Source organism: Gordonia tangerina, from assembly GCF_021556435.1.
In the GTDB taxonomy this organism is placed as follows: domain Bacteria; phylum Actinomycetota; class Actinomycetes; order Mycobacteriales; family Mycobacteriaceae; genus Gordonia; species Gordonia tangerina.
Map to the genome: position 1 here is coordinate 1 of NZ_JAKGCU010000027.1, position 18,772 is coordinate 18,772.

Below are 18,772 nucleotides of genomic sequence, written 5' to 3' on the forward strand. Positions count from 1 at the left end.
CCCACGGAGCCTTCATGCACGACGACGGCGCCCGCACCTACTACCGCAAACAGAGAGCACGAGACGTCGACCACAACGCAGCGCTACGCCAACTCGCCAACCGCCTCGTCGGCATACTCCACGGATGCCTGGCCCGCGGCATCCCCTACGACCCCGACACCGCATGGAAGGACCAAACCCCCGCCGCGGCTTGACATCAAACCTTCAGGGCTACTCGATCGGCGGCAGGGGACTGTGGCGGGCGCGCACCGGGTGTTTCGCACCACAGCGGGGCCGGGGATTTGCAACTCTACCCTCCCCGAAGGGTAGAGTTCCGAGCTGCGTCCGGCGGTCTGCCCGCCGGCATCTTTCTCGCCGACCGCAACGGTGCGGTCGGTGCCCAGCATCGTCAGGTGACGCGATCACCGTGTGCCGCCGTGCGCGGCCGAAGGAGACGTCCATGTCGTCGACCACCACTGTGGTCTCGCCCCAGCAGGAGCAGTCGGTCCTGGCCGCACTGCGGTCCCCGCGCCGACTGCGCACCGAGGTGCTCGCCGGACTCGTCGTCGCGCTGGCGCTGATCCCGGAGGCCATCTCGTTCTCCATCATCGCCGGCGTCGACCCCCGGGTGGGCCTGTTCGCGTCGTTCACCATGGCGGTCACCATCGCCATCGTCGGCGGCCGACCCGCGATGATCTCGGCGGCGACCGGCGCGGTGGCGCTGGTCGTGGCGCCGCTCGTGGACAGCCATGGCCTCGACTACCTGATCGCCGCGGTGATCCTCGCCGGCGTCTTCCAGATGCTGCTCGGCGGGCTCGGCGTGGCCAAGCTGATGCGGTTCATCCCGCGCAGCGTCATGGTCGGCTTCGTCAACGCCTTGGCCATCCTCATCTTCAGTGCGCAGCTGCCGCACCTGATCGGGGTGCCGTGGCTGGTGTATCCGATGGTCGCCATCGGCATCGCCATCATCGTGTTCATGCCGCGGATGACCACGGTGATCCCGGCGCCGCTGGTGGCGATCGTGCTGCTCACCGCGGTCACCATCGCCGCCAGTCTCTCGGTCCCCAACGTCGGCGACGAAGGCGAACTGCCTGACAGCCTGCCCGCCTGGCTCATCCCCGATGTCCCGTTCACGTGGGACACCCTCACCATCATCGCGCCGTACGCGTTCACCATGGCGCTGGTCGGACTGCTGGAATCGTTGATGACGGCGAAGTTCGTCGACGACATCACCGACACCCACTCCGACAAGTCCCGGGAGGCCGTCGGGCAGGGTGTGGCCAACATCGTCACCGGATTCTTCGGCGGCATGGGCGGGTGCGCGATGATCGGCCAGACGATGATCAACGTGAAGTCCTCCGGCGCACGCACGCGCATCTCGACCCTCCTGGCCGGTGTGTTCCTGCTGATCCTGGTCGTCGGCCTCGGGGATGTGGTGGCGCTGATCCCGATGGCGGCGCTCGTCGCGGTGATGATCATGGTGTCGGTGGGCACCTTCGACTGGCACAGCATCAATCCGAAGACGTTGCGCCGCATGCCCAAGAGTGAGATCACCGTGATGCTCGCGACCGTGGTGGTGACTGTGGTGACCCACAACCTGGCCTACGGTGTGATCGTCGGCGTGATCACCGCGATGGTGCTGTTCGCCCGCCGGGTCGCGCATCTGACCGAGGTCGTCGACGTCGCGCACCCTGACGACGACACACGCGTCTACGCAGTACGCGGCGAATTGTTCTTCGCCTCCAGCAACGACCTGGTCTATCAGTTCGACTACGTCGGCGACCCGCGCAACGTCGTCATCGACATGAGCGACTCCCACATCTGGGACGCCTCCACCGTCGCCACCCTCGACGCCATCACCACCAAGTACGCGGCGAAGGGCAAGACGGCGACGATCGTGGGCCTCAACGACAGCAGCGCGCAGCGTCACGAACGGCTCAGTGGTCATCTGTCCGGGGCACACTGACACCATGACGGGGACCGAGAAACCGGACACGCCGGCGGCCGCCGACGATCTGCTCCAGATCGGGGAGGTGGCCCATCGCACCGAACTGTCCATCAAGACGATCCGGCACTACGACGAGGTGGGACTCGTCGTCCCGTCGGCACGGTCGGCGGGCGGCTTCCGGCTCTACACGCCCGGCGACATCGACCGACTATTGGTGATCCGCCGGATGAAGCCTGCCGGGTTCAGTCTCGACGACATGCGCCGATTGCTCGATGCCGAAGCGGTCCTCGACGACCCGGAAGCGGCCGCCGACGGCAAGGCAGCCGCCGGTGCCGAACTCGCCGAATTCCATCAACGGGCACAGGAATCGTGCCGAAAGCTGGCGCGGCAGTTGGCCTACGCCGAGGAACTCACCGAGCAACTCGCGGCTCGGGCGGGCGCTCACTCATGACCGAGGTGTAGCCCACCCATCGGTACCTCGCTCATCGGTACCTCGGCGATCGCCACCGTGCCGCCGTCGGGATGCCGCCGCACGGTCAACGACCCGCCCTGGCCTCCCAGCCGCACCCGTCGCGACGCCAGCCCGATGTGTCCGCCGGCCACGCGATCCGACAGTGCGGCCTCGTCGATGCCGACACCGTCGTCGAGCACCACGAGCCGCCCGCGTCCGTCATCGATCTCGACGGTGAGGTCCACCCTCGTCGCCCCGGCATGCTTCACGACATTGGTGAGGAGCTCACGCGCGGTGGCGAACAGAAGCGGGTCGGCTGGTGAGCGGAGGTCGTCCGGCCATCCGACAGCGTCGACGGCGATCGTGAGTGTGGAGCGCTGCTCGACCGAGCGCGCGAGATCCGCCAGCGCCACGGCGAGGCCGGCCTGATCCAGCACGGCCGGATGCAGTTCGCCCAGGGTGGACCGCAGCAGCTGCGCAGCGGATCGCAGTGCCCCGTCGATCCGCGCTATGCTCTCGGCGTCGTACGGGCCCTCGCCGAGCGAAGCCAGCTCCTGACGTGCCCCCAGCACGTACTGCAACGCGCCGTCGTGCAGATGTTCGGCAAGGTCGCGACGCTCACGCTGTTCGATCTGCATCACGTCGTCGAGTAGCCGACGACGTTGCGCGGCGAGCGATCCGATGGTCTCCACCCGGGAGCGCTGCAGCCGCGACAGCAGCACCGCGCCCAACGCGAGAACGACGATCACGAGGGTCTCGAGCGCGATCACCGACCATGGCCGCCCGTTGGGGATGCGGGCGATCACCTGAGCCGCGAAATAGACCACCACCGTGGGGATCACCACCGCCGCGCACACCAGTGGACGCATGCTGATCGCGGCGATCATCGGCACGATCGCGAAACCGGTCACCAGAACGTCTGCAGTCCAACTGATCTGATCCGAACCACTGGCCACCGCGGTGACCGCGACGAGCGCACACAAGTCGACGAGCAGGATCAGCCAGGAAAACCGGATAGCGAGCAGACCGACCCGTGGCGCCAGGATGGCACCCAACGCGCACCATCCGGCGTAGGCCGCGGCCAGTGCGACGCAGAGCGTTGTCGAATAGATCGGCGGCTCCACCGTCACCGACAGCACCACGAAGATCGCGAGCAGCAACCGCAGCAGCACCTGAATCCGAATGCCCTGCAGCGCATGCGCGACCAGGATCGTGTCGATTCGCTGCTCCTCGGCGAGCTCGGCGAGGCCGAGGCGCGGTGGCGGGCTACTCGAGGAGGCCACGGCGCATCGCCTCGGCGACCGCGGCAGCGCGATCGGAGACCCCCAACTTCTCGTACAGGCGCTGCGTGTGGGTCTTCACCGTCGCCGCACCGATGTAGAGCTCCGCGGCGACCTGCGGGATCGACTTGCCGCGGGCGAAACCGTCGAGCACCTGACGTTCCCGCTCGGAGAGCGCAGGCACGTCGGGCTGCGACCGCAACCGTATCTCGCCCACCAGACCGGCCGCGAGCTGCGGCGGAACCACCGTCTCGCCGTTCGCGACCCGGGTCACCGCGCCCACGATCTCGTCGCGGTCGGCATCCTTCGACAGGTACCCGCAGGCGCCCTCCTCGAGGGCGGTGAACACGATCGGGCCGTCGGTCACCGCTGACAACAACAGCACTCGGGTGCGCAGGCCGTCGCGAGTCACCGCGTGAGCCACATCCACTCCGGTGACCCCGGGCATCTGATAGTCCACGACCGCAACGTCGGGCTGCTCGCGGCGGATGAGGTCCAACCCACTCGCACCGTCGGCCGCCTCCCCGACGACGCGCACCCGCCCACTCTGGGTGAGCCCACGCGAGACTCCATCCCGGAAGAACGGGTGGTCGTCGATCACCACCGCGGTCACCAGCCGATCCATCGGCTCAGGATATGCGCCGAAGCCCTGCGGGCGGACGATATCGCAGTAGGGTCGACCCCATGGCGGGTTGGTTCGATCGCACGATCGTCGAGACGGGTCGGCTGCCGCTGTTCTTCCTGCTGATCGCGTTCGTACTCACCTTCCTGTTCATCCGGTTCAGCGTGCGGATGATTCGCGCCGAGGTGAGCTGGTGGCCGGGCAATGTGACGCCCGGCGGTGTGCACGTGCATCACGTGTTCTTCGGCATGATGCTGATGCTGCTGTCCGGGTTCGGGTTCTTCGCCGTCGACCCGTTCCGCACGCCGGTGGCCGACTGTATTCTCGCGGCGCTGTTCGGAATCGGTGCGGCGCTGGTGCTCGACGAGTTCGCGCTGTTGCTGCACCTGCGCGACGTGTACTGGTCGGAGGAGGGCCGTACCTCGATCGACGCAGTGTTCGTGGCGATCGCGATCGGATTGCTGTTCCTGATGGGCGTGCACCCCTTCGGTGCCAACGATGTGGTCGGCGAATTCCGCGACGCAACCGACAATTCAACCCGTGCCGGGGTGGTCCTGGCGGTGACGATCAACGTCTGCTTTGCGGTCATCACCCTGCTCAAGGGCAAGGTGTGGACCGGGTTGATCGGCTTGTTCTTCCCGTTCCTGTTGCTGTTCGGGGCAATCCGGGTGGCCCGACCCCGTTCCCCGTGGGCGCGGTGGCGATACGGCAACCGCCCACACAAACAGCAGAAGGCGGCCGACCGCGAAATGCGCTACCGGGAACCCATCGTGCGCGCGAAGATCGTCGCGCAGGAGGCGGTCGCCGGTCGGTTCGGGTTGCCGGAGCAGCCGGCGACACCGCCACGCGAACCACACGTCGACCCCGTTGCCGTCGATCGCGCACCCGGCCGGCTGATCACGGCGGTGCGCTGGCGCCGCACCCGTCGCGAACTGAAACGTGAACCGCCGTGGCGACTGCCGACGTTCATGGTGTCGGCGGCGATCGTGGCCGGTTTGATCGCGATCTCCATCGACGATTCGTTCGCCACCTACGTCCTCGACGCCGGCACCACGGCCACCCTGCTCGGCGTCATCGCCGGCGCGATGGCCACCCTCACCGGTCTGGTGTTCACCGCGGTCACCCTGGCGATGCAGTTCGGTGCCTCGCAGATCTCCATCCGGGTGATCCCGATGCTGCAGCAGGACCGGGTGATGCGCGCATCGGTCGGCCTGTTCCTGTCGACGTTCGCGTTCACCCTGATCGTGGCGGTCGATCTGACCACGGTGTCCGACGGGACCGACGCCCCGGCCGTGTCGACCTCGATCGCGATCGCGCTGGCGCTGGCCAGTGCGTTCATGTTCATCGTGCTGATCGGCAAGGTCGGCAGCATCCTCAACTCGACGCAGTTGTTGCGGTGGATCGAATCGCAGGGACGTCTTGCGGTGTATCGGCAGTATCCCGATCATCAGCCGTACCCGGCCGGAGAAGCCGTGGGCGGCACCACCGCCACCGACGACGACCCGCGACCGGTGACCCAGGTGGTGACCCTGCGCGATGCGCCGACGCAGGGACGTGTGCTGCTGGCGATCAACCTCGACCGCATCCAGCGCCTGGCCATCCGATGGGATGTCCGGGTCGACCTGCTGGTGGGGGTCGGCGACTATGTGCCACACAACGTCGGGGTGTTCGAGATCGTCGGCGACGATCGTCACGTGCGTCCCGCACAGCTGTTGTCGTGTCTGCTGTTCGGCGACACCCACCGTCCGTCAGTGAGTCCGGCCGCTGCGTTGCAGGCCATCTCCGACGTCGCGCTCAAGGCGCTGTCACCGTCGATCAACGACCCCAGCCGGGCGGTGCAGGCGATCGATCACGCCGAGGATCTGCTGCTGATGCTGGCCCCACGGGTGGCGGCCGAGGAGCAGCACCGCACGCTGACCCTCATCGGCGGGTATCGGCGCACCTGGGGCGACTATGTGGGTATCGCCACCGACCAGGTCCGGCACTTCGGTCGGAGCTCGATTCAGGTGCAACGACGGCTGCGCGCGCTCTACGACACCCTGTGCGAACAATGCGGTCCCGACCAACAAGCCGCGCTGCGGGAGCGGATGGCCGCGCTCGACGCGGAGGTCGACGCCGACTGGGCGACACCCCTGGATCGGCGCCTGGCGCAGGCCGCCGACCGGCAGGGCTACGGCTCGGAAGAAGGGCGGGTACGCCACCGCCGGTTGCAGATCAACACGACGTCGCAGGGTCAGGCGCCGGTCGACCCCGCCGCCCGGTAGCCGAACAGTCGGCTGAGGTCGGCTGCGGCAGCGGTGACTGTTGTCACGATCTCCTGTGCATTATCGGGATCGAGTCGGTAGCGCGGACCGGAGACGCTGAGCGCCCACACGAGCTCGCCGGTGTGATCGCGCACCGGAGCGGCGAACGCCACCAGACCGACCTCGAGTTCTTCCACCGCCATCGCCCAGCCTCGGCGCTTGATCGTGCGGAGTTCGTCGACCAGTTCGTCGATGTCGACGATGGTGGATTCCGTGAAGCGCTCGAGCTCTGCGGAGAGAATGTCGCGGAGTTCGGTCTCGGGCAGCTCGGCCAGCAGCACCTTGCCCGAGGACGTCGCGTACGCCGGTGACGCCTGTCCGACCCAGGTCCGCAGCGCGACGCTCGACGAGCCGGCCGCCTCGATGACATTGATCGCCTGCGACTGGTTGAGGACCGCGAGGTTGGTGGTCTCGCCGGTCTGCGCCGCCACCGCGTCGCAGGTTTCCTGACCGCATTTGGTCATGTCGAGCGTCGCCATCGTCGAACCGGCCAGCCGGACGACCGTCAACCCGATGCGATACTTGCGTCCGTCCGGCACCTGTTCGACGAATCCGCGCGCCTCCAGCGACGAGAGGATGCGCGATACGGTGGACTTGTGGACGCCGAGTTCGAGAGCGATCTCGGTGACGCCGGCCGAGCCGACATTGCCGATGATCTCCATGACCTGTAGCGCCCGATCGACGGCACCTACGGGTCGGTCGGTCTCCGCACTCTCCTCAGCCATCGCAGCGCCCAGGGTACCTGTCCGGTTCGTCGGGTCCGGAGCCCCGCCGCGTACGGCCGCGAGATGCGCCCGCCCCGTCATGGCCGGGGGTCCCCGTCTGCCGCGCCGACGGGTGCGCCGTCCGCGGCCACTGTGATGTCGATGGTGGTGTCGATGCGCCGGCGGATCCGCCGGCGAGTGCGTGGTGGCCGCTCGAGCGTCACCGGATCGACCACGACGATCTCGCCGGTCCCGATCTTCTCCGCCTGCGCACGGATGTGCTGATCCACCTGGTCGTCGAGCTGTGAACGCGCCACGATCAACGGGTCGCGACGCAGGTCCAGGTAGAGCGACAGGCACATCCCGATCATCACCACCACGAACGGCAGAGCGGCGATGATGGCCATCTGCTTGATCCCGTTGAGGCCGTCATCGCCGCTCATGGCCAGCAACAGCGCCGCCACCGCGCCGGTGAGCACGCCCCAGAAGATGGTCACCGATCGGGACGGTTCGTGGGCGCCACGCTCGGACAGTGTGCCCATCACCAACGACGCGGAGTCCGCACCCGAGACGAAGAAGATCGCCACCAGGATCATCACCAGCGCCGAGGCGATTCCCGTCAGCGGCAGATGATCGAGCACCTGGAAGAGGGTGTCCTCGGAAGCGGCGGTGGGCGCGTCGAAACCCATCACGCCGTCGGTTTGCTCCCGGATGGCGGTGCCGCCGAAGACGCAGAACCACACCAGCGACACGGTCGTCGGCACCACCATCACCCCGATCACGAACTCGCGGATGCTGCGGCCCTTGCTGATCTTCGCCAGGAACATGCCCACGAACGGCGTCCACGACACCCACCACGCCCAGTAGAAGATGGTCCAGCCGGCCAACCAGCTTTCCCCGGCGGCGTCGACGGTCGCCGATGACCGCGCCGAGAACGCGGTGATGTCATTGGCGTAGGCACCCAGGGTGGTGGGCATCAGGTTCAGGATGAACACCGTCGGACCCACCGCGAAGACGAACACGGCCAGGACGATGGCCAACACCATGTTGATGTTGGACAGCCACTGGATGCCCTTGGCGACGCCCGACACGGCCGACGCCACGAATGCGGCGGTCAACACGGCGATGATCGCGACCAACAACATGGGGCCCGGGTTGTCGGCCCAACCGACCTTGGCCAGACCCGAACCGATCTGCAGCGCACCGAGACCCAGAGATGCGACCGTCCCGAACAGGGTGGCGAAGATCGCGAGGATGTCGATGATCTTGCCGCCGGCCCCATTGGTCTGCTCGCCCAGCAGGGGAGCGAAGACGGCGCTCATCAGCTGCTTGCGGCCCAGCCGGTAGGTGCTGTACGCCAGTGCCAGACCGACGACGGCGTACATGGCCCAGGGGTGAAATCCCCAGTGGAACATCGTCGTGGCCATCGCGGTGCGCACATCGCCTGCCGACATCCCCGGCGGCGCCTCGACGAAGTGATACAGCGGTTCGTAGGAGCCGAAGAACATCAGTCCGATGCCCATCCCGGCGCTGAACATCATCGCGATCCAGCTGATGGTGCGGTACTCCGGCTTCTCACCGTCCTTGCCGAGCGGGATCTTGCCGTACTTGCTCAGCGCGAGACACACCGCGAACACCACGAATCCGTTGGCGGACAGGATGAACAGCCAGCCGAGGCTGCCGGTGATCCACCCGAGAATGCCGGCGCTGACCGCGGACAGGTTGTCGGGGGCAGCCAGACCCCAGATCAGGAAGCCGACCACCAGTGCGGCGGTCACACCGAACACGGTGGGGTCGATGCGGGCTCGGGCAGGGGCGGTGAGGTGGTTGTTCATGCTGCCTCTCGGGTCACTTCCGGATTCGGGTCATCTCGGGGTCGACCACCGGTTCGGAGGTGACGACAGCCGTGTACTGCGTTGTCTGGTAGGAGATCTCGACCTGGCTACCGTCGGCCAGGTCCGCGGGCAGCCACGCGTACGCCAGGCAGGCGCCGACGGTCGCCGACCAGCCGGCGCTGGTGATGTAGCCGACGACCGCGCCGTTCACCGCCACCGGTTCCTTGCCGAGCACGACGGCGGCGGGGTCGGTCAACCGCAGGGTGCGCAGTCTGCTCGGCGCGCCGCGTTCGGCCAGTGCCGACTTCCCGAGGAAATCGTCCTTGGACATGCGGACGGCGAAGTCGAGGCCCGCGGCGGCCGGGGTGTGCTCGATGGTCATGTCGGTTCCGGCCGAGCGATACCCTTTCTCGATGCGCAGGCTGTTGAAGGCGATCCGGCCGGCCGCGATGATGCCGTGCGGTTCACCCGCCGCCATCACGGCGTCCCACAGCGCCCGGCCGTTGGCCGCCGAGGTGTAGATCTCCCAGCCGAGTTCACCCACATACGACACCCGCATCAGGGTCACCGGCACCGCGCCGACGGTGGTCGTCATCGCGCGGAAGTACCGCAGCCCGTCATTGGTCAGGTCGGCCGGGGTCAGCGGTGCCAGCACGTCGCGCGCCAGCGGTCCCCACAGTCCGAGGCAGCAGGTGGCCGTGGTGATGTCACGCAACGTCACCGAACCGTCCGCCGGGAGGTGGCGGGTGATCCAGTCGAAGTCCAGCGGGCCGTTGGCGCCCACCTGGAACAGGTTGTCGGTGAGGCGGGCGACGGTCAGATCCGAACGGACACCGCCCTTGTCGTCGAGCATCAGCGTGTAGGTCACCGAGCCCACGGATTTGTCCATGTTGTTGGTGGTGAGCTGCTGCAGCAGGGCCAGCGCGCCGGGCCCGGAGAGTTCGAATCGGGTCAGCGGAGTCATGTCGTACACGGCGACATGACTGCGGGTGTGCGCCGCCTCCGCGACCGCGATCGGCGACCAGTGCCGGGCGGCCCAGGGATCGCGCTGCGGGATCTGCAGACCGTCGGCGACCTTCTGCTCGAGCAGCGGCCGGTTGGCCTCGAACCAGGCGGGGCGTTCCCAGAGGCCGCTCTCCCAGAACTCGGCGCCGAGATTCACCTCGCGGTCGTGGAAGGGGCTGGTGCGGACGTTGCGCGGCGCCTTCCGCTGATCGTGCGGGTGGACGATGTCGTAGACCTCCACGAAGGACTGCGAACTGGTGGCCAGGATGACGTCGTCGCGCAGCGCCTCGTCCTCGAAGCGGTACAGGTCGGTCTCGTGCACGTCGATCCCGGGGGTTCCGTCGATCATCCACTCGGCCATGGTCTTCGCCACGCCGGCCGAATGGGTGACCCAGACCGCCTCGGCCACCCAGAATCCGGCAAGGTCGCGGTGTTCGCCCATGATCGAATGGCCGTCCGGGGTGAAGGAGAAGATGCCGTTGAAGCCCTCCTCCACCTTCCCGTTGCCGAGTTCGGGCAGCAGCGCGACGGTGTGCTGCCAGGCGTCGTCGAAGTCGTCAGGGGTGAACATGAGTTTCGAGGGCATCTCGTCGAGCGAGATCTTCGTCTCGTAGTCGAGGTTGCCCACATCCGACGGCATCGGGCGATGGCCGTAGTAGCCGATACCGATGCGGTCGCCGTGCTCGCGGTAGTACAGGTCGTGATCCTGATGTCGCAGGATCGGCAGCGACGCCTCGGCCAGAGCGGAGTTGACCCCGCGGCGGGAGTCGATGGCGGTGGTGATCGCGTACTGGTGGGCCATCGGCACCAGCGGGATGGTGAGCCCCACCCGGCGGCCGAACTCGCGACCCCAGAAACCGGTGCAGCACACCACGATGTCAGCGTCGACAACTCCGGTCGTGGTCCGCACGCCGCGGACCTCACCGTTGGCCTCGACGACGTCGATCACCTCCTGCTCGCCGCGGAACACCGCACCCCGCGACATGGCACGAGCTGCCTGGGCCTCTACTGCGCGCATCGCCTTGGCGAGACCGTCGTTGGGGGTGTGCAGTCCGCCGAGGACGAGATCGCGGTCGATCAGCGGGTACATGGCGGCGCACTCCGCGGCGTCGACGAGCCGATGCTCGACACCGCGCGCGGCCGCCCAGCCGGCCTTGCGGTGCAAGTCTTCCCAGCGCTCCGGGGTGGTGGCGAGTTCGAGCCCGCCCAGCGGGTTGAAGCACCAGCCGTCGGGGTGTTCGAGCGAGGAGAACGTCTCGATGGTGTACGAGGCGAGTTCGGTCATCGTCTTGGACGGGTTCGTCGCGAAGACGAGACCGGGTGCGTGCGAGGTGGAGCCGCCGGTGGCGAACAGCGGGCCGCGGTCGAGGACCGTGACGTCGGTCCAACCGCGCGCGGTGAGCTCGTCGGCCAGGGAGGTGCCGACGATGCCGGCGCCGACGATCACGACTTTCGGTGCAGCCATGGGAATCTGTCTTTCTCGGGTGGGGTTCTGGGTCGGTAGCACGGGTGCGGGTCAGGTGAAGACGACGGTGCTGGTACCGTTCATCAGCACCCGGTTCTCGCTGTGCCAGCGCACGGCACGCGACAGCGTCAACGCCTCGGCGTCGCTACCGGCAAAGGCCAGTCGCCGGGGGTCGTGGGTGTGGTCGATACGGATGACCTCCTGCTCGATGATGGGTCCCTCATCGAGGTCGGGGGTCACGTAGTGGGCGGTGGCGCCGACGTACTTCACCCCCCGCTGGTGCGCCTGGTGATACGGCTTGGCGCCCTTGAAACCCGGCAGGAAGGAGTGGTGGATGTTGATGGCGCGGCCCCGCAGGGCCGAACAGGTCTCGTCGGAGAGGATCTGCATGTAGCGCGCCAACACCACCAGGTCGACGTCGTAGGACGACACCAGATCGAGCATCGCGGTCTCGGCCTGCGCCTTGGTGTCCGGCGTCACCGGGATGTGATGGAACGGCAGCCCCGCGGATTCGGCCATCGGCGCGAGCTCGGTGTGGTTGGAGGCGACTGCGACGAGGTCGCCGCCGAGGGTGCCCGATCGCCACCGGAAGATCAGGTCGTTGAGGCAGTGCCCCAGCCGCGACACCATCACCAGGATCCGCTGTGGAGTCTGGTCGTCGATCGAGTACTCCGCGTCCAGCCCGCTGGCGAGATGGTCGAAGGCGGCCGACAGTTGCTCCGAGCCGGACTGGCGGGCCGACGCGAACTCGGTCCGCACGAACAGGGTGTGGGTGATCGGGTCGTCGAACTGCTGGTGGTCGAGCACCTCGCAGCCGTGGCTGTAGAGGAACGAGCTGATCGCGTGCATGACACCGCCGCGGGACGGGCACCGCAGGGTGAGGGTGAATCGGTCGGACATGGGTTCCTCTACGGGGTGGGGATGGAAGGTGGATCAGGGGGTTGTGGCGACGTACTCGGTGGCGGCGTCGACGAGCCACCCCGCGAGATAGTCGGCGAAGGAGCTGCGGACGAAGATCGCGAACCCGCCCGGGACGCGGTGCATGATCACGCCGGCCTGCGCGAGTTGTGTCTGCACGACGTCGTCGTCGCCGAACCCGTTCGGGGAGAGGTCGAGGGCACATCCGTGGGCGAGGATGGTTTCGGCGTGGGGCCCGCCGAGTACCAGTCGGGTGCGCTGACCCGACATGTCGGCCACGTACGCGCTGTCGCCGGCGCGATCGCCGACCGTTGCGGTCAACGCGTGGGGTGCGACGCCGGCCGTGTAGACCAAGAACTCGTCGGGCCCCAGCCAGAGTGTCGTCTCCGGGCCGGTGGACCGCATCCGGCAGACCCCGGGCAGCTCGAGTCGCGCACTCGCCGCGGGCCCGGTGGGACGCACCACGGCCTGAGCAACCGGGGTCTCGGCCAGCAGGATCGCCGGGGCGAGGGCGGCGAACCGTTGCGACCAGTCGCGTAGCGGCGGGGTCGGCTCCAGATCGGGAATGGTGGTGTCAGCCATCGCGTCGCGCTCCTTCTGCATCGACGAAAACAGTTGAGGTGATCTCCACTTCGCACAGTGTGTCGCCGACCGGGACGTCGAGTCGGGTGCCGATCAGGTCGCGTCCACCCTTCACCAGCGCCAGCGCGAACGTCCGGCCCAGTTCCGCGCTGCGGTAGCTCGACGTCACATGACCGAGCATCGGCACCGGCGGAGGCGGCAGCGTGCGGTCGGTCCGGTGGGAGATGATCTGTGATCCCTCCGGCAGCCAGGTGGTGCCGTCGGTCGGCAACAGGCCCACCAGATGTTTGCGGTCGGGCGCCGTCGCCGAGGCACGTGCGAAGGACCGCTTGCCGACGAAGTCGGGCTTCTTCTTCGACACCGCCCAACTCATCCCCAGGTCGTGCGGGGTGACGGTGCCGTCGGTGTCCTGACCGATGATGGGGTAGCCCTTCTCGGCACGCAGTACATGCATCGTCTCGGTGCCATAGGGGGTGATGCCGTACGGTTCACCTGCCGCGATCAGCTGCCGCCACAGGGCATCGGCATAGTTCGCGCCGACGTTGACCTCGTAGGCGAGTTCACCTGAGAAACTGATGCGGCCGACGCGGACGGGCACCCCGCGGTAGGTGGTGTCGCGCCAGCCCATGAATTCGAAGGCCTCGGTCGAGACGGCGAGGTCGGCGAACACCGCCCCGACGACGTCGCGGGAACGGGGTCCCACCACTGGGAAGGTGGCCACCTGGTCGGTCAGCGATGTCATCCACACGCGCAGATCCGGCCACTCGGTCTGGTGCCACTCCTCCATCCAGTCGAGGATCGCGGCGGCGTTTCCGGTGGTGGTGTAGACGGTGTAGCGGTCGGCGGCGGTCCGCATCACCGTACCGTCGTCCTTGACCATCCCGTCCGCGCCGCACATGACGCCGTAGCGCACCTTGCCGACCGGCAGCGTGCTCATCATGTTGGTGTAGAGCAGATCGAGGAAGGCCGGGGCGTCGGGCCCGGCGACGTCGATGACGCCGAGGGTGGAGCCATCGAGGATGCCGACACCCGTTCGGACCGCGGCACACTCGCGCAGCACGGCATCGTGCATGTCCTCGCCGCCGCGTGGATAGTACCGCGGTCGCTTCCACTGTCCGACATCTTCGAAGACGGCGCCGCGCTCGACATGCCAGTCGTGGATCGGCGTTCGTCGCACCGGGTCGTAGCCGTCTCCGCGGTCGCGGCCGGCGAGGGCGGCGAAGGTGACCGGGGTGTAGGGCGGACGGAACGTGGTGGTGCCGGCGTCGTTCACGGGGATGCCGAGCATCTGCGCGACGATCCCCGATGTCACGATGCCCGATGTCTTGCCCTGGTCGTGACCGGTGCCGATGGTGGTGTAGCGCTTGACATGTTCCACCGACCGCATGCCCGCGCCCAACGCCCGGGCGATGTCGGCGACGGTCGCATCGCGCTGCAGGTCGACGAACGAGGTCGAGTCCGCCGTGTCGGGATCGGGCACATACCAGCAGACGGCGGGCGCCGCCGGTGTTCGTTCGGTGACCCGCGGGACTGCGCGGAACTCCGGCAGTGGCCGGCCGAGCCCGTTCAGGCTCGCGACCGCACCGCGTCGACCGCTCGCCAGACATGCCGTCAAGGTCGTGAGACCGGCTGCAGCGCCCACGATCTCGGTGTTCGCCACGGTGCCGGTGGGCAGGAAGGCCGCGGCGTGGTCGTCGAAAGCGATCGTTCCCCGCAGCTGGCTCCACAGGTGCACCGCCGGGTTCCAGCCGCCGCTGACCAGGACGGTGTCACAGGCGATGGACGTGCCGTCGCTCAGGTCGACCGCGGTGACCGCATCGGTGCCGTGCGCGCGGGTCACGGTGGTGTCGGCCAGGATCGGGACGCCGCGGCGCTGCGCCTTCTCGCGTAGGTCTGTGCTCACCGTCTCCCGGACGTCGACGATGGCGGGTACCGACATGCCGGCGTCGACCAGAGCGAAGGCGGCCGCATAGGCTGCGTCGCAGGCGGTGAACACCACCGCCGAACGCCCCACCCGCACCCCGTACCGCTTCAGGTACTCGGCGCCGGCACCGGCGAGCATGACGCCGGGCAGATCGTTGCCGCCGAACACGATCGGGCGTTCGTGGGCGCCGGTGGCGATGACGATTCGGCGGGCCCGGATGCGGTGCACACGTTGCCGCGAGATGTGTGTTGGCGCGGCAGTACCGAGGTGGTCGGTGCGGTGCTCGACGGCGAGCAGGAAACCGTCGTCGTAGGCGCCGAACGCGGTGGTGCGGGTCAGGCGCGTGACGTGATCATAGGAATCCAGTTCGGCGACGGCGTCGCTCACCCATCCGGCGCCGGGTGTCGCGCCGCCCGCCTCGCCCCGCTCATCGACGAGCAACACCCGCGCACCTGCTCGCGCGGAGATCAGGGCCGACATGAGACCCGCGGCGCCCGCCCCCACCACGAGGACATCGGGATGGTGGTGCAGGGCGTCATAGCGTGCGTCGTCGACAGTGGTGCTCAGCTTGCCCCAGCCGGGGACGCCGTGTGCGACGAGTCCGGGACACAGGGCGACGGTGGTGGCGGGGATCATCGGCTCCACGATGGGTGCGTCGACACCGACCTGTGCGGTCGCGTCCTCGGCCCATGCGCCGGTGATGCCGCGCGGCCGGCCGAGGTTGACGCTGCTGGTGACGACCCGTACGCCGTTGGCGAGCAGCGCCGAGGCGAGGGTGTCGCCCGCGTAGCCGTGGTAGGTCACCCCGTCGAAGACGAAGTCGATGGGACGGGATCGGTCGATGCGTCCGCCGGTCCCGGTGCGGAAGGGTTGGGATTCGGCGTGGGTGGGGGTCGACGTGAGGTCGGTACCTTCTTCGCTGGTCGTGGTCCCGTTCTGCTGATTGAGTAGCCCCGAGCCGCTAGGCGAGGGGTGTATCGAAATCAGCCCACCGTCGGGCGTATCGAGAGTGCTTGCGGTGGGACTGGTCTCGATACGTTCCTCGCCTAGCGGCTCGGAACTACTCCTTGGATCGAGTAGCGGCGAACGGAGTGAGTCGTGTATCGAGATCGACCAGCGGTTGGGGCGGCGGGTCTCGCCATCCACGAACTCGTACGTCACCGTGTCGCGCTCGAGGGTGAACCACTGGCGGCAACCGGCGGTGTGACACCAGCGTTCGACCATCGCACCCTTGGGATTCGGGCGGAAGAACAGGTAGTGCGCCCAGTGGGTGTCGTCGAGCTCGGCGGGCTGCTCGGGGTAGGAGATGCCGGCGGCGGCGCCATAGTGGAACTCGGTCTCTTCGCGGGGCCCGCAGTGCGGGCACGGGATCATCTGCATGGTGGTGTCTCTGTACTCGAGGCGGTGGCGGGGATCAGTGGGCGACGGCGGCGGCGCCGTGCTCGTCGATGAGTCGACCGGTGACGAACCGGTCGAGGGCGAACGGTGCGTTGATGGCGTGTGGGCTGCCGGTGGCCACCGTGTGGGCCAGACACCAGCCGACCCCGGGTGTCGCTTTGAAACCTCCTGTGCCCCAGCCGCAGTTGAGGTACAGGTTCTCGTACGGGGTGGCGCCGACGATGGGTGAGGCGTCCGGGGTGACGTCGACGATGCCGCCCCAGGTGCGCAGCAGCCGGGCCCGACCGAACACGGGGAACAGTTCCACGGCTGCGGCCATCTGACGTTCGATGATGTGGAAGGCGCCGCGCTGACCGTAGCCGTTGTAGGAGTCGACGCCTGCGCCCATCACGAGTTCGCCCTTGTGTGCCTGGGAGACGTACACGTGCACCGCATTCGACATCACCACCGTCGGATGGATGGGTTCGAGCAGCTCGGAGACCAGCGCCTGCAGGGGGTGGCTCTGTACCGGTACCCGGAAGCCGAGCTGGTCGGTGAGGGTGGAGGTGTGGCCGGCCGCGCACAGGGCGACGGTCCCGGCACCGATCCGGCCGAGGTTGGTGTCGACCCCGACCACGCGGTCACCGTCGGTGACGAAACCGGTGACCTCACAGTTCTGGATGATGTCGACCCCGGCGTCACTGGCGCTGCGGGCGAAGCCCCAGGCCACGTAGTCGTGTTTGGCGATCCCGCCGCGCGGCTGGAAGGTGGCGCCGAGCACCGGGTAGCGGATGTCGGCCGAGGTGTTGACGATCGGGCACACCTGGGCGACCTGCTTCGGGTCGAGCCATTCTGCATCGATCCCGTTGAGTCGATTGGCCTCCACGCGCCGGATGCTGTCGCGTACGTCCTGCTCGGTGTGGGCGAGGTTGAGCACCCCTCGCTGGCTGAACAGGATCGGGTATCCGAGTTCGTCTTCGAGGCCCTCCCACAGTTTCAGGGAGTGCTCATAGATGCCGGCGCTCTCGTCCCACAGGTAGTTGGAGCGGATGAGGGTGGTGTTGCGGGCCATGTTGCCGCCGGCCAGCCAGCCGCGCTCCAGCACGGCGACATTCGTGATGCCGTGGTTTCGGGCGAGGTAGTGGGCGGTGGCCAGTCCGTGACCGCCCCCGCCCACGATCACCACATCGTAGGTCGACTTGGGTTCGGCTGCCCGCCAGAGGAAGTCGGGGTGGTGGGGGAGGTGCGCGCCGGGTGGGAGCGCGGCGTCGGGTGCGGCGATCCGGGGGTCTGTGGGCATCGTCGGGTGTTCCTCAGTAGTCGATCACAACGGGGGACAGGGGTTCGGAGCAGCAGAGCAGGATCTTGCCCTGGTCGATCTCGCGGGGGCGGATTCCGCCCTGGTGGTTCATCACGACGTCGCCGGAGAGTTTGCGGACCTTGCAGGACCCACACAGGCCCACCCCGCATGACGACGGCAGGGTGACCCCGGCTGCCGCGGCGGCGGCCAGGATTGTGGTCCCCGGCGCAACCCTCACCCGTCGTGCACGCCGGGAGAAGTCCACGACCACGCCGTTGTCGGAGTCGTCCTCGGCGGCAGGCAGACTGAAGCCGAAGCTCTCTTCGTGGATGCGGGCCAGACTTGCCCCCGCCGCCATCAACGAGGTGCGTACCTCACTGCGGAATCGGCCTGGCCCGCAGAGGAATACCTCTCGGTCGGCGAGGTCCGGGCAGACACGTTCGAGCATGGCGCGGTCGATACGGCCCCGATGGCCGGTCCAGTCGGGCAGCTCGTCGGCGACCATCCGGGTCGCGGCGAACGCCAGCGTCACGTTGGTGTGGGAGCGCGCGAGATCCTCCAGCTCCTCCTGGAACGGGATGTCGTCGACGCTGCGCGCGCTGTGCACGAATGTGATGTCGAGTGGCGACTCGCTGTCGGTCACCGAGCGCAACATCGACATCACCGGCGTGATCCCGCTACCGGCAGAGATGAACAGATATTTCTCGGCCGGGCGCGCGGTGTAGGTGAAGCGACCGAGGGGACCGGTGGCGGCGATCATCATGCCTTCCACCATGTTGTCGTGCAGCCAGTTGGAGACGTAGCCGCCGTTGACCCGCTTGACGGTGATGGACAGGGTGCCCGGGCGGGTCGGAGGCGAGGAAATGCTGTAGCACCGCTGGATGGGGCGTCCGTCGATCTCCACCGACAACGACAGGAACTGGCCGGGTGCGAATGCGAAGGTGTGTGAGTCGTCGGAGGCTTCGGATCCGGTGGAGAACTCCGGTGCACCGCCGGCGATGCGGAAACTGAATGTGGTCATGTCGCGGGTGGTCTCCGCCCGGGACACGCACTGCAGGAAGATGTCGTCGGCCATGGTG

At 67.8% G+C, this 18,772-nt stretch carries 13 protein-coding genes and 1 pseudogene; 4 read left to right on the top strand and 10 right to left on the bottom strand.

Annotated features, from left to right (window positions below; genetic code table 11):
* From L1892_RS20835 to L1892_RS20845, 3 genes and pseudogenes are all read left to right on the top strand, one after another.
* Positions 1 to 194, top strand: a pseudogene (locus tag L1892_RS20835) (IS110 family transposase); the annotation flags it as partial.
* 245 nt (positions 195 to 439) lie between these two features.
* A complete protein-coding gene (locus L1892_RS20840; protein ID WP_235725624.1) occupies positions 440 to 1,945 on the top strand; it encodes a SulP family inorganic anion transporter in 1,506 nt (501 codons plus the stop codon).
* 4 nt (positions 1,946 to 1,949) lie between these two features.
* The gene (locus L1892_RS20845) at positions 1,950 to 2,378 is read left to right on the top strand and encodes a MerR family transcriptional regulator (protein WP_235725626.1); all 429 of its coding nucleotides are present in this window, start codon (positions 1,950 to 1,952) and stop codon (positions 2,376 to 2,378) included.
* Here L1892_RS20845 and L1892_RS20850 read toward each other — a convergent pair.
* Both L1892_RS20850 and L1892_RS20855 read right to left on the bottom strand, forming a co-directional pair.
* Positions 2,369 to 3,661, bottom strand: a complete 1,293-nt coding sequence (locus L1892_RS20850; protein WP_235725627.1) for a sensor histidine kinase — start codon at positions 3,659 to 3,661, stop codon at positions 2,369 to 2,371. The genes L1892_RS20845 and L1892_RS20850 overlap by 10 nt on opposite strands.
* Complete coding sequence (locus L1892_RS20855; protein ID WP_235725628.1) at positions 3,645 to 4,283, bottom strand: response regulator; 639 nt, start codon at positions 4,281 to 4,283, stop codon at positions 3,645 to 3,647. The genes L1892_RS20850 and L1892_RS20855 overlap by 17 nt, the downstream gene beginning before the upstream one ends.
* 59 nt (positions 4,284 to 4,342) lie before the next feature.
* On the opposite strand from L1892_RS20855, the gene L1892_RS20860 reads away from it, so the two are divergent.
* The gene (locus tag L1892_RS20860; RefSeq protein ID WP_235725630.1) at positions 4,343 to 6,544 is read left to right on the top strand and encodes a DUF2254 domain-containing protein; all 2,202 of its coding nucleotides are present in this window, start codon (positions 4,343 to 4,345) and stop codon (positions 6,542 to 6,544) included.
* Here the strand turns inward: L1892_RS20860 and L1892_RS20865 are convergent.
* The 8 genes from L1892_RS20865 to L1892_RS20900 all read right to left on the bottom strand — a co-directional run bounded on the left by L1892_RS20865 (position 6,514) and on the right by L1892_RS20900 (position 18,768).
* Entirely contained in the window at positions 6,514 to 7,308 is a 795-nt protein-coding gene (locus tag L1892_RS20865; protein ID WP_235725631.1) for an IclR family transcriptional regulator, read from the bottom strand. The two genes, L1892_RS20860 and L1892_RS20865, sit on opposite strands and share 31 nt — an antisense overlap.
* Before the next feature lie 77 nt (positions 7,309 to 7,385).
* Positions 7,386 to 9,122: a BCCT family transporter gene (locus L1892_RS20870; protein WP_235725633.1), complete on the bottom strand. Its 1,737-nt coding sequence runs from the start codon at positions 9,120 to 9,122 to the stop codon at positions 7,386 to 7,388.
* A gap of 13 nt (positions 9,123 to 9,135) precedes the next feature.
* A complete protein-coding gene (locus L1892_RS20875) occupies positions 9,136 to 11,592 on the bottom strand; it encodes a GcvT family protein (protein WP_235725637.1) in 2,457 nt (818 codons plus the stop codon).
* 51 nt (positions 11,593 to 11,643) lie between these two features.
* The gene (purU, locus tag L1892_RS20880; protein ID WP_235725641.1) at positions 11,644 to 12,492 is read right to left on the bottom strand and encodes a formyltetrahydrofolate deformylase; all 849 of its coding nucleotides are present in this window, start codon (positions 12,490 to 12,492) and stop codon (positions 11,644 to 11,646) included.
* A 33-nt stretch (positions 12,493 to 12,525) separates the two neighbouring features.
* Positions 12,526 to 13,092: a sarcosine oxidase subunit gamma gene (locus L1892_RS20885; protein ID WP_235725642.1), complete on the bottom strand. Its 567-nt coding sequence runs from the start codon at positions 13,090 to 13,092 to the stop codon at positions 12,526 to 12,528.
* On the bottom strand, positions 13,085 to 16,396 hold the full coding sequence (locus tag L1892_RS20890; RefSeq protein WP_235725643.1) for a sarcosine oxidase subunit delta: 3,312 nt from the start codon (positions 16,394 to 16,396) through the stop codon (positions 13,085 to 13,087). Before L1892_RS20890 ends, L1892_RS20885 begins: the two co-directional genes overlap by 8 nt.
* 34 nt (positions 16,397 to 16,430) lie before the next feature.
* Positions 16,431 to 17,693 (bottom strand): sarcosine oxidase subunit beta family protein, encoded by a 1,263-nt coding sequence (locus tag L1892_RS20895; RefSeq protein ID WP_235725644.1) that lies wholly within the window; start codon positions 17,691 to 17,693, stop codon positions 16,431 to 16,433.
* A 13-nt stretch (positions 17,694 to 17,706) separates the two neighbouring features.
* A complete protein-coding gene (locus tag L1892_RS20900) occupies positions 17,707 to 18,768 on the bottom strand; it encodes an FAD-binding oxidoreductase (protein ID WP_235725645.1) in 1,062 nt (353 codons plus the stop codon).
* Between the last annotated feature and the right edge of the window lie 4 nt (positions 18,769 to 18,772).